General features: G+C 68.0%; 14 protein-coding genes. 3 read left to right on the forward strand and 11 right to left on the reverse strand.

Annotated features, from left to right (window positions below; genetic code table 11):
• Nucleotides 1-24: 24 nt before the first annotated feature.
• The 7 genes from VVS03_RS01690 to rplS form a co-directional block, all read right to left on the reverse strand.
• Entirely contained in the window at nucleotides 25-1578 is a 1554-nt protein-coding gene (locus VVS03_RS01690; protein ID WP_368534056.1) for a YifB family Mg chelatase-like AAA ATPase, read from the reverse strand.
• A complete protein-coding gene (locus VVS03_RS01695) occupies nucleotides 1565-1933 on the reverse strand; it encodes a YraN family protein (protein ID WP_368519109.1) in 369 nt (122 codons plus the stop codon). The genes VVS03_RS01690 and VVS03_RS01695 overlap by 14 nt, the downstream gene beginning before the upstream one ends.
• 205 nt (nucleotides 1934-2138) lie before the next feature.
• Nucleotides 2139-2444 carry a DUF2469 domain-containing protein gene (locus VVS03_RS01700; protein ID WP_070768865.1) on the reverse strand — a complete coding sequence of 102 codons (306 nt, stop codon included), beginning with the start codon at nucleotides 2442-2444 and terminating at the stop codon, nucleotides 2139-2141.
• Nucleotides 2445-2513: 69 nt separating this feature from the next.
• Complete coding sequence (locus VVS03_RS01705) at nucleotides 2514-3155, reverse strand: ribonuclease HII (protein ID WP_368533877.1); 642 nt, start codon at nucleotides 3153-3155, stop codon at nucleotides 2514-2516.
• Between the two features lie 6 nt (nucleotides 3156-3161).
• Nucleotides 3162-3989 (reverse strand): signal peptidase I, encoded by an 828-nt coding sequence (lepB, locus tag VVS03_RS01710; RefSeq protein WP_409338344.1) that lies wholly within the window; start codon nucleotides 3987-3989, stop codon nucleotides 3162-3164.
• On the reverse strand, nucleotides 3967-4683 hold the full coding sequence (gene lepB, locus VVS03_RS01715; protein WP_368519414.1) for a signal peptidase I: 717 nt from the start codon (nucleotides 4681-4683) through the stop codon (nucleotides 3967-3969). Before lepB (VVS03_RS01715) ends, lepB (VVS03_RS01710) begins: the two co-directional genes overlap by 23 nt.
• Before the next feature lie 226 nt (nucleotides 4684-4909).
• Nucleotides 4910-5254 (reverse strand): 50S ribosomal protein L19, encoded by a 345-nt coding sequence (rplS, locus tag VVS03_RS01720; protein ID WP_290222280.1) that lies wholly within the window; start codon nucleotides 5252-5254, stop codon nucleotides 4910-4912.
• Between the two features lie 137 nt (nucleotides 5255-5391).
• Between rplS and VVS03_RS01725 the strand changes: the two genes are divergently transcribed.
• Nucleotides 5392-6063, forward strand: a complete 672-nt coding sequence (locus VVS03_RS01725) for an LppP/LprE family lipoprotein (RefSeq protein ID WP_368533876.1) — start codon at nucleotides 5392-5394, stop codon at nucleotides 6061-6063.
• On the opposite strand, the gene VVS03_RS01730 is transcribed toward VVS03_RS01725, so the two are convergent.
• From VVS03_RS01730 to rimM, 4 genes are read right to left on the reverse strand one after another with little or no spacing between them, the layout of a single operon-like run.
• Nucleotides 6060-8363 (reverse strand): Tex family protein, encoded by a 2304-nt coding sequence (locus VVS03_RS01730; RefSeq protein ID WP_368533875.1) that lies wholly within the window; start codon nucleotides 8361-8363, stop codon nucleotides 6060-6062. The two genes, VVS03_RS01725 and VVS03_RS01730, sit on opposite strands and share 4 nt — an antisense overlap.
• Before the next feature lie 28 nt (nucleotides 8364-8391).
• Entirely contained in the window at nucleotides 8392-8760 is a 369-nt protein-coding gene (locus VVS03_RS01735) for a hypothetical protein (protein WP_368519105.1), read from the reverse strand.
• A gap of 2 nt (nucleotides 8761-8762) precedes the next feature.
• Nucleotides 8763-9638 (reverse strand): tRNA (guanosine(37)-N1)-methyltransferase TrmD, encoded by an 876-nt coding sequence (trmD, locus tag VVS03_RS01740; protein WP_368533874.1) that lies wholly within the window; start codon nucleotides 9636-9638, stop codon nucleotides 8763-8765.
• Nucleotides 9635-10135 (reverse strand): ribosome maturation factor RimM, encoded by a 501-nt coding sequence (gene rimM / locus VVS03_RS01745; RefSeq protein WP_368533873.1) that lies wholly within the window; start codon nucleotides 10133-10135, stop codon nucleotides 9635-9637. Before rimM ends, trmD begins: the two co-directional genes overlap by 4 nt.
• A 41-nt stretch (nucleotides 10136-10176) precedes the next feature.
• Between rimM and VVS03_RS01750 the strand changes: the two genes are divergently transcribed.
• Complete coding sequence (locus tag VVS03_RS01750) at nucleotides 10177-10590, forward strand: cupin domain-containing protein (RefSeq protein WP_368519102.1); 414 nt, start codon at nucleotides 10177-10179, stop codon at nucleotides 10588-10590.
• A gap of 83 nt (nucleotides 10591-10673) precedes the next feature.
• The gene (locus VVS03_RS01755; RefSeq protein WP_368533872.1) at nucleotides 10674-11354 is read left to right on the forward strand and encodes a TetR/AcrR family transcriptional regulator; all 681 of its coding nucleotides are present in this window, start codon (nucleotides 10674-10676) and stop codon (nucleotides 11352-11354) included.
• Nucleotides 11355-11467: the final 113 nt, after the last annotated feature.

Below are 11467 nucleotides of genomic sequence, written 5' to 3' on the forward strand. Positions count from 1 at the left end.
CCCTGTAGTTGTTCCGTTTCTGGATTAGAGCGTCGAGTCCTGCCGCAGTTCCAGCGCCTGCGAGACCAAGTCCAGGTCCGGCTGCTTGAGGCCTGCCAGGTCCGCGAGCGTCCAGGCCACCTTCAGCGCCCTATCGATGCCGCGCTGCGTGATATCCCCCATCAGCAGCAGGGCCTTGAGCGTTTCCATCGCGTCTTCGGTCGCCGGGTATTCCCGCCGCATCCAAAACGTCGGCACCGCGGCGTTGGTGCGGGCATCCAGGCCGGCGCTTCGCCACCGGGCCGCGGAACGCTCCCGGGCCGCGGCCACCCGCTCAGCAATGACGGCCGAGGGCTCCTCGTCCGCGCTGCCGATGACCGCCCCCTGGGCGCTCAGGCTCAGGATGATATCCAGTCGGTCGCGCAGCGGGCCGGAGATGTTGCGCAGGTAGTTCTGCCGGTCGGCGGAGCGGCACCGGCAGCGGGAGGCCTGGTCGGCCCCGCAGCGGCACGGGTTGGCGGCCATGACCAGCTGGAAGCGCGCGGGGAAGCTGACCTCCCGGCGCGCCCGGGCCACGCGCACGATGCCCTCCTCCAGCGGCGCGCGCAGCCCGTCCAGGAAGGCGGCGGGGATTTCGGAGACCTCGTCGAGGAAGAGCACCCCGTTGTGGGCCAGGCTGACCGCGCCCGGCCGCACGCGTGCTCCCCCGCCGCCGAGCAGGCCCGCCCGCGTAATCGACGAGTGCGGGGCGATAAACGGCGCGTGCCCGATGACCGTGCCCGCCGAGCCCGCCAGCGAGTGGACGGCGGTGGTCTCGACGGATTCGTCGGTGCTGAGCGCCGGCAGGATGCTGGGCAGGCGCGCCGCAATCATGGACTTTCCGGAGCCGGGCGGGCCGACCATCATCAGGTGGTGGCCGCCGGCCGCCGCGATCTCCGCGGCCTTCTTCGCCGGCGCCTGGCCGGCCACGTCCCGGAAATCCAGCGGCGTGCGCGGCGCCTGTGCGTGCGCGCCCGGCCCGGCCGCCGCGGCGGCCGACTGCAGCGGCGTCGCCCCGCAGACCCACGCCAGCGCCCGCTCGAGCGTCGGCGCTACCAGCACGTTCATGTCGGAAATCAGCGCGGCCTCCGCGGCGTTGTCCGGCGGGATGAGCACCGTGCGGTAGCCGTGCTTGCGCGCCGACAGCAGCGCCGGGATGACCCCGGGCACCCCGCGCACGGTCCCGTCCAGGCCCAGCTCGCCCAGCACCAGGCAGCTGGCCAGGCGCCCCGCGGGGCTGGCGCCGTCGATGCCCGTTTCCAGGTCCGCCTCCGGGCCCATCGCCGCGACCAGGATGGCCAGCGCCATGGGCAGGTCGAAGTGGGAGCCGGACTTCGGCATGGACGCCGGCGACATGGAGATGATGATCTTCGTTTTGGGCCAGCGCAGCTGCGAGTTGGTCACCGCGGTGCGCATGCGCTCGCGCGATTCCGTGATGGCGGCATCCGCCAGGCCCACCACGTGGGTGCCCGGCAGCCCGGCCCCGATATTGGCCTCGACGGTGACCACGTTGGCCAAGACCCCGTCCAGGGCGGTGGTATAGCATTTACCGAGCGCCATCATCGACCCCCGGGTAGTGCTCGAGCTCGAAGCCTGCGCCGCAGGTCACCAGCGCCACGACGTCGAAGCGCACCTGCGTGAAAGGCTTGTCCTTCAGCCAGAGCCGCGCCGCCTTGCGCAGGCGCGCCAGCTTGCGCGGGCTCACGGCCTCGGCGACGCCGAAGTCGCGCCGGCTGCGGGTTTTGACCTCAACGAAGATGACGGTATCGCCCGCCAGCACGACAAGGTCGATCTCCCCGACCGCGTAGTGGACGTTGTGGGCCAGGACTTGGCCGCCGCGGCGGCGGTAAAACTGCGCCGCGTAAGCTTCCCCGCGGCGGGCTAAGGCATGGTTGCGTGTATAGGCGGTGTGCATGTAGAAATTCCCCCAAAAATCTGTGGCTTAAAACGCGTGCCGACCGGCACACCCACATCACACCGCCACAGTCAACCCCCGCACAAGGGCAGTTGGGCCCGCGCGGGCCGAAATTGTGGATAACTGCTTTCCACCCCGAGTTATCCACAGGCGCCGCGCGCTCCAAGTTGCGCGCCGCCCCGCCAGTGCCTATAATGCCGCAGCCCTAGTCGGGCAGGACGAAATCGGGCTTATCGAGCTCCTCGATGTTGACGTCCTTGTAGGTGATCACCCGGACGTAGCGCACGAAGCGGGCCGCGCGGTACATGTCCCAGACCCAGGCGTCCGACATGCGCACCTCGTAGTAGACGTCCGCACCGGAGGTGTGCGGGATGAGCTCTACCGCGTTCGCCAGGTAGAAGCGTCGCTCCGTCTCGACCACGTAGGAAAACTGGCTGACCACGTCGCGGTACTCGCGGTAGAGCGACAGCTCGACTTCAGCCTCGTAGTTGTCCAGGTCCTCGGCACTCACGTTGGTCTTCCTCCTTAGCGCGTGGGCAGGTAATAACGCCCAGCATATTCTGCCCACGGCCCGCACACGTCAAGGCGCGCCCAGGTATTTTCGCTGCGCGGCGGCGACGTTCGCATAGCTCAGGCGGTGCTGCGGGTTCACCCCCAGCTCTTCGATGGCGCGCGTGTGCGCCGCCGTCCCGTAGCCCTTGTGCCCGGCCAGGCCGTAGCCCGGGTAGCGCTCGTCGAGTTCGGCCATCAGCCGGTCCCTAGAGACCTTGGCCAGCACGCTCGCCGCCGCGATGCACCGAGCCGCCGCGTCGCCGCCGGTCATCGGCAGCTGCGGGCAGGGCATGCCGGGCACCTTCAGGGCATCGGTAAGCACATAGCCCGGCCGCAGGTCCAGGCGCGCGACCGCCCGCCGCATCCCGGAGACATTGGCGTGCTGGATGCCGCGGCGGTCGATGTCGGCGGGCCCGATGTGCACGACGGCGAAGGCCCGGGCGCAGTCTTGGATGATGGGATAGAGCCGCTCACGCGCCCGCGGCGTGAGCTTCTTGGAATCAGTCAGGGTGGCAAGCTCCGGGATGATTTTGTCGGGCAGCACGCAGGCGGCGATGGAAATCGGCCCGCAGCACGCCCCGCGGCCGGCCTCGTCCACGCCCGCGACCGGCCCCAGGCCCGCCTTGGAAAGCGCGACCTCGTAGGTCCGCAACTGTTTCAGCGCCCGCACGTCCGGCTACCCCAGGATGTCCGGGTGCTCGACGATGCCGCCGCGCCCCAGCGGCAGGACCACCGCGCGCACCTTGCCGCGGACGTTGTCGACCGGGATGGTCCCCTGCCGGTTATCGCCCAGGTGGGCGCGGGAGTCGAGCGAATTCGTCCGCGAATCCCCCATCACCCACAGGCTGTCCTCCGGCACGGTCACCGGCCCGAAGTGGTCCCCGCCGCAGGCCTCCGAGCCGGTCAGCGGGTTGATCTCGTTGACCGGCGGGCTCAGCACGAAGGACTGATCCGTCGGCCGACCGTCGACCATCACGGCCGGGTCACCGGCCTGGCAGGACACGGTCTGCCCGCCGGTGGCGATGACGCGCTTGGTCAGGATGTTGTCCGCGTTGGGCACCAGCCCGACCAGGGAGAACAGGTTCTGGAGGCCGCGCGCCAGCACGTTGTTCGAGCGCTCCACGGTGAACTCGCCGTCCCAGGAGGGCGTGGAGGCGAAGACGATGACGTCGCCGGGCTGCGGGTCCTGGAAATAATACGAGACCCGCTCCACCGCGATGCGGTCGTTCTCGCAGCCGGCGCAGCCGTGGAAGGTCGGCTCCATCGAACCGGACGGGACCACGTAGAGCCGGCCGATGAAGGTCTGGATGAGGCTCAGCAGCACGACGGTCGCCACGACGGCCAGGGCCATGCCGCGCCACCAGCTGGCGCCGTCGTCCTCGTAGCGGGGCGCCTGGGCCGGCCGCTGCCCCGCCCGGCGGGTATCCGGGCGGGGATCCCCCGCGCGCCGGAAATCACGCCGGGGTGAACGCGCAGGCTGGCTACTGCTGGATGTCCGGGTCATCGACACCGCCGAGCCGGTCGAACGGGAAGAAGACGAAGGCTACCTTGCCGCGCACGTTTTCGTCCGGGATGGTGCCGTGGTAGGGGTCGTCGAGGTGGTAGCGCGAATCCGCCGAGTTGGTGCGGTTATCGCCCATCATGAAGTAGTTGCCCTCCGGCACGGTCACCGGGCCGAAGTACGGACCGCCGCAGGCCTCGGAGCCGGAGTTCTCGTCAACTGGGTAGGTCGGCGGATCCATCACGTAATCCTGGTTGACGGGCTTGCCGTCCACCATGACGGACGGGTCGCCAGCCTGGCAGGACACGGTCTGCCCACCGGTCGCGATGACGCGCTTGACCAGCGTGTTCTCGTCCGGCGGGGCGAGGGAGACGAAGCTCAGCGCCTCCTGGATGGCCGCGATGACCGAGTTATCCGAGCGCGGCGACTGGTAGTTGGTATTCCAAGAGTCGGTTCCCTCGAAGACGATGACGTCGCCCGGCTCGGGGTGGTTGTCGCCGTAGTAGCTGATCTTCTCGGTGAAAATCCGGTCGTTGGTGCAGCCCTCGCAGCCGTGCAGGGTCGGTTCCATGGACGCCGACGGGATGACGTACTGGCGGCCGATGAAGGTCTGCACGACGCCAACAACCAGCAGCACGCCCACGACGATCAGAGCCGTTTCCACCAGCCACGGCAGCTGCTTCTTTTCCTGCTCCACCGGTTGCGCCGGGGACTGCTCGGGCTCATCCGGGGTCGGGGTTGATGCTGTGTTGTCGTAATTCACGCAGTAGATCCTATCAACAATGCCGACCGCGGCGGCGAGCACCTCGCGGGCAGCCGCCGAAACGGCCCCGACATGACAAAACGCCGCCGGCCCGGACTTAGTGGTCCGAGGAACCGGCGGCGTGGAGCGCACCCACGAGCTTTGGGTGCGCGGGGAGCGACTAGCGGCGCTCCTTGATGCGGGCCTTCTTACCGCGCAGGTCGCGCAGGTAGTACAGCTTGGCGCGGCGGACGCGGCCACGGCGGGAGACCTTGATGGAGGCCAGGTTCGGGGAGTGCACCGGGAAGGTACGCTCGACACCAATACCGAAGGAGACCTTGCGGACGGTGAAGGTCTCGCGGATGCCGGAGCCCTGGCGGCGGATGCAGACGCCCTTGAACAGCTGGGTACGCTCGGTGCTGCCCTCGATGACCTTGACGTCAACCTCGAGGGTGTCGCCCGGGCGGAAGGCCGGGATGTCGTCGCGCATCTGCGCGGCATCGATCTTGTCGATGATGTTGCTCATTGTTTGAATCCTTTTCAGTTTAAGACAGAGGACCCTAGCGCCAAGGCGCCGGTTCGTGCCTGTTACATACAGCAGTTGTCTATTTTGACACAACCATAAAGGCCACGCCAAATCCCGGCGTGCGGTACTTTGGCCCTATGAAGAACCGTGTCACCGCCACCGTAACCGCTGCGATTGCCACCGCGTGCGTGGGCCTGCTGGCCGCGTGCAGCAATCCCGACTCCGTCGACACTGCCAGCGAGCCTGCTAGCGATACTGCCAGCGCTCCGGCCAGCTCTACCAGTTCCGCGACCGCCCCGACCTCGACCGCGGAGGAGACAGCTCAAGAGACTTCGACGACGTCGGCTCCGGCGTCAACGGCGGCACCGGATTCCTCGGCCGTGGAGGCTGCGCCTCACGACGCCGATTGCGCCGTCGATACTCAGGCCGCCGAGATTTACGACAACCTCGACAAGCTTCCCGCCAACAGCTACGGGTGGGAATACCTGGGCGAGACCAACTACAACCCCTGCCAGACGCTGACCTGGGCTACGGTCCTCCAGGCCGAGCGCGGCAACGCGCAGTACGGGACCCAGCTCATGCTCTTCCACAACGGCGAGTTCTTGGGTGTCGGCAGCGACCCGCCCCAGCAGCACACCGTCATCGACAGCACCGAGGACTCCGTGACGGTCCGCTTCAAGGACTACGAGGCCCTCGATGCCGCCGGCGGCGGCTTCGCCGACTCCCCGAACTACACCGAGGACGTCACCTTCCAGTGGGATGGCACCCGGGTCGTTCCCATCGGGCGCATCCCGGGCAGCGCTTCTTAGCGCCCGAAGCCGGCCTTGCGCAGCGCGTCGGCCATGGAGCCGCCCTGCGGGGCTGCCGCCTGGCCGCGTTTGCCGCCGCGCGGCTTGTTCGGCTTCTTGCCGCCGCCCTTCGGGCCCCGACCGCCCTTGGCTTCCTTAGCAGGCTTGCCGTCCTGGCCGGGCTCGTCGTCCAGGCGCAGGCTCAAGCTGATGCGCTGGCGCTGCACGTCGACGTCCATGACCTTGACCTTGACGGCCTCGCCGGAGCGGACCACCTCGTGCGGGTCGGAGACGAATTTGTGGCTCATCGCGGACACGTGAACCAGCCCGTCCTGGTGGACCCCCACGTCCACGAAGGCGCCGAAGGCGGCAACGTTGGTGACCGTGCCCTCCAGGATCATGCCAGGGGTCAAGTCGGAGACCTTGTTTACTCCCTCGCGGAAGGTGGCGGTCTTGAACTCCGGGCGGGGGTCGCGGCCCGGCTTGTCCAGCTCCGCGATGATGTCGGTCACCGTCGGCACACCGAAGGTCTCGTCGGCGAAGTCCTGCGGGTTCAGCGCGCTCAACACCCGGCTGTTGCCAATCAGCTCGCCGATGCCCAGCCCCGTCGACTTCGCAATCGCCGCCACGATTGGGTAGGCCTCCGGGTGCACCGCGGAAGCATCCAGCGGGTCGGTGCCGCCGGTGATGCGCAGGAAGCCGGCGGACTGCTCGAAGGCCTTAGGCCCTAGCCGCGGAACCTTCTTGAGCTCCTTGCGGCTGGCGAAGCTGCCGTGCTCGTTGCGGTAGGCCACGATGTTACCGGCGATGGTGGAGTTCACCCCGGCGACGCGCTCCAGCAGCGGGACCGAGGCGGTATTCAGGTCCACCCCTACCCCGTTGACGGCGTCCTCGACGACCGCGTCCAGGGTGCGCGCCAGCTGGGTCTGGTTGACGTCGTGCTGGTACTGGCCCACGCCGATGGCCTTCGGGTCGATCTTGACCAGCTCGGCCAGCGGATCCTGGAGGCGGCGGGCAATCGAGACCGCCCCGCGCAGGGAGACGTCCATGTCCGGGAATTCCTCCGCCGCCAGCGGGGAGGCCGAGTAGACCGAGGCCCCCGACTCGGAGACCACCACGGGTGTGGGCCGCGCCCCGCCGGCCTGGGCGACCAGGTCAGCGACCTCGCCGGCCAGCTTCTCGGTCTCGCGGGAGGCGGTACCGTTGCCGATGGCCATCAGGTCCACCGAGTGCTGCGCGCACCAGGTGGCCAGCGCCTTAACCGCCTGCGACCACTGATTCTGCGGCTGGTGCGGGTAGATGATGGTGGTATCTAACACCTTGCCGGTCGCGTCCACGACCGCGCATTTCACACCATTGCGGTAGCCCGGGTCTAGGCCCAGGGTGGCGCGCTGGCCGGCCGGGGCGGCCAGCAGCACGTCGCGCAGGTTCGTGGCGAATACCTGCAACGCGCCCTCCTCGGCCCGCTCCTTCAGCCGCATGCGCACGTCCAGGCTGGAGGAGACGTAAAGCTTGGTCCGCCAGCCCCAGTGCACCGCGTTGGCCAGCCAGGCCGAGGAGGTATCCAGGTCGAAGCGATCCGCGATGATCCCCTCGTAAGCCGCGTCCTCGCCGGCGTCCAGGTTCAGGTGCAGCACGCCCTCGGACTCGCCGCGCAGCAGCGCCAGGATGCGGTGCGACGGCAGCGAGTCGAAAGGCTCCGAGAAGTCGAAGTAGTCCGTAAACTTCGCTCCCTCGGCCTCCTTACCCTCGACGACCTGGGCGCCCAGCGCGCCGTCGTCGAAGAACTTCTCGCGCACCTGGCCGACCAGGTCGGCATCGAGGGCGAAGCGGTCCACCAGGATGGCCCGAGCGCCCTCCAGCGCCTTCTTCGGCTCGGCAAAGCCCTCGGTCACGAACTGCTCAGCCAGCTTGTCCGGGTCCGTCGCCGGGTTCTCGATGAGCTTATCGGTCAGCGGCTCCAGGCCGGCCTCGCGGGCGATGTCCGCCTTCGTCTTGCGCCGCTTCTTGTAGGGCAGGTACAGGTCCTCCAGGCGGGCCTTCGACTCGCAGGCCACAATCTGGGCGCGCAGATTGTCGGTCAGCTTGCCCTGCTCCTCGATGGCCGCCAGCACCGTTTCCTTGCGCTCTTCCAGCTCGCGCAGGTAGGTGGCGCGCTCCTCGATGGTGCGCAGCTGGGCATCGTCGAGCCCGCCGGTCGCCTCCTTGCGGTAGCGGGCGATGAAGGGCACGGTGTTGCCCTCCGCCATGAGCTTGAGCGCGACCTCGACTTGGTCGACGCGCACGTTCAATTCCGCAGCAATCGTGGCTGCAATATTCACAAAACACCTCTTCTACTAAGAATCTAAATTACCGGGACGACGAGTACGCCAGGGTCGTGCCCAGGCCAAACTCGGTGTGTCCGATTTCGCTTGTGCCGTAGCTTAGCGCCGCGGCGGGCAGCGTCTCCGCGACCGCCTGGGTCACCTTCGGCAGCGCCAGCGTGGTCTCCGCGTTGACGATGACCCGCCACACCACCAGCCCGACCGGCTCCTGGCCGTGCTTCCAGACGTACTCGCGGACCAGGACGTTGTCCGCCGCGCACTCGGCGTCGACGACCTCGACCGCGATGTCGCTGACGGTGACGCGGCGCTCGGCCAGGGCGGCGGGCATCGCGGGCACGCATGCGCGCAGCTCCTCCTCGCCCACCAGGACGGACAGATCGGTAGATACCTCCATGCCTACTGGGCCTCCCCATCCGCGTCGAGGCCTGCCAGGAAGGCGCGGTCGGCTTCGCTGAGTTCGGCACCTTCCAAAAGCTCCGGGCGGCGGGCCCGGGTGCGGCGCAGCGACTCCTCCCGGCGCCAGCGGTCCACCTTCGCGTGATCGCCCGAGGCCAGCACCTCCGGCACCGGAAGCTCCCGCCACACGCGCGGCTTGGTGTAGCTGGGGCCTTCCAGCAACCCGTCGGAGAAGGAATCCTCCTCGTGCGAGCGCTGGTTGCCCAGCACGCCCGGCACCAGCCGGACCACGGCCTCCGCGATCACCAGCACCGCGACCTCGCCGCCGATAAGCACGTAGTCGCCGATGGAGACCTCGCGTACCCGGTAGCGGCGCTGGGCGTCGTCGATGACGCGCTGGTCGATGCCCTCGTAGCGCCCGCAGGCAAAAACAATGTGGTCCTCGCGGGAAAACTCCCGCGCGTGCGCCTGCGTGAACGGCTCGCCCGCCGGCGTCGGCACGATAAGCAGCGGGCGGTCGTCCTCCTCGCCGGGGGCGCCGTCGCCCGCATACGGGCGCGCCTCGATGCCCTCCAGCTCGTCGTGGCGGGCCCGGTTCAGGTGCGGCAGCGAGGACTCCAAGCGCGCGGCGGTGGCGGCCGGACCGGTGCCGGCGGCAACATCGTCCAGCGCCGGGCCCCAGACCGTAGGCTTCATGACCATGCCCGGACCGCCGCCGAACGGGGAATCATCCACCGACTTGTGCCGGTCCGTGGCCCACTGGCGCAGGTCGTGGACGCCGACCTGCAGCAGGTCCTGCTCGATGGCCTTACCCAGCAGCGCGTGGCGCAGCGGCTCCAGATACTCCGGGAAGATCGTGACTACGTCGAGCCTCATAGATCCAGCAGCCCCTCCGGCGGGGTGACCGTCACGGTCCCCGCCTCCAGGTCAACCTCCGGGACCATTTCCTCCACGAACGGGATAAGTCCCGTGCGCCCCTCGGCGCCGCTAAACTCCAGCAGCGAGTGCGCGACCCCGGGCTGCAGGGCGGTGACCTCGCCGATGTCCGCGCCGTCGTGGATGACGCGCAGGCCCAACAGTTCGTGTTCGTAGAAGCCGTCGTCGTCGGCATCGTCAAGCGGGGGCGCGAAGAACTTGGTGCCCCGCAGGGAATCTGCGGCGGTGCGGTCCGGGATCTCCTCGAAGCGCACCAACAGGCGCGCCTGGTGCGGGCGCACCGACGCGATAGTCAGCGTGTGCTCCTTGTTTCCCTGCTTGCCCTGCAGCACCTCACCCACCGCAAAGCGGGCGTCTGGGTCGTCCGTGGTCACGTCCACCGCGACCTCACCTTTCACCCCGTGCGACTTCACGACGCGGCCAATCATCAAATCCATACGCACCATACTAATTGGCGCGCTCGCTAGACTGGACACCGATGGACCACCTACCGATTAACCGCCCCGAGACCTTCGGCGAAGCCACCCCGGCCGAGGGCACACTGACCCACCTCAACCTGCTCGAGCTCGCCCCGCCCAGCGATGCCTCCCGGCCCCGCCCCGGAGTCCGCCGCGTACTGACCGCCGACGGCGTCAACCTCATCCTATTCAGCTTCCTGCCCGGCCAGTCCCTGCCCGATCACAAGGCCGCCCACCCCATTACGGTGCAGTGCTTGGCCGGAGAAGTCACTTTTGGATTCGAGGGTCAGTCCGCTGCCGTCACCCCCGGCACTGTGATCCACCTCCCTGCCTACGCGCCGCACCGGGTCGATTGCCCCGCGGAGAAAAACAAAGGTGACGCCCCTGCCGTCATGCTACTCATGATGCACACGGGAGAAAATCCGCGCCAATAAATAAAGACTTTTCACCCCCATGCGCCGCCTTCTCACTACGCGAGACAGTTCTTGGATAAAAATTCAGTGATACCGTGGCGAGGGTGGAACAGCGATCGAAGCCTTACCATCACGGTGACCTGTACAACGAGTTGCTACGCATTGCAACCAAGTACGGCAAGCGCGGAGGCCCCTCTGCCGTGACCATCCGGGCGGTCACCCGCGAGGCCGACGTTTCCCCGACGTCCGCCTACCGCCACTTCAAGAACCAGGGCGAGCTCCAGCACGCCGTCGCCAAGGCCGCCATCAGCGAGCTAGTCCGCCGCATCCAAGGCGCGCTCGACAGCTTTGGCGCCGGCACCACCACCGCCAGCCAAGCGCTTCACGATGCCGCCTGGGCCTACTTCAATTTCTCCCGCGAGGAGCCCAATTTCTTTCGCTGCATGCTCAACATCGCGGACACGACCTTCGCCACCGCCTTCAGCGCCACGCTCAGCAACGCCGAGGCGCTGTCCCCCGCGGAGCTAGCCAACCGCCACCAGCTGCCGCACTCGCACGTCGAGGCCTTCCTCGCCTACCGCAGCGCCATGACCGCCTACGCCTCCGAGGCCGGCACCGCGCTGTCCGAGGAGCGGCTCCTCCACAACACCATCAGCGCCTGGTCCACTCTGCACGGCTTCACGCATCTGTGCCTCGAAAGCCACCTGTCCACGCTCGAGGAGTCGACACAACTGCAGCTAGCCGATCACGTCTTCGCAACAGTACACAAAGCCTTGCTGGACTAGTAGATACTACTAGCGCTTCCTCCTGTTCGCGTGCCCGCGCCTCGGTGGGCATTATCCACAGCCCCCGCCCGGTGCGGGGGCCATTTTTGTGCCTAACGATGCCTCCCTGCGGC

Source organism: Corynebacterium sp. LK2537, from assembly GCF_040946485.1.
Classification (GTDB): domain Bacteria; phylum Actinomycetota; class Actinomycetes; order Mycobacteriales; family Mycobacteriaceae; genus Corynebacterium.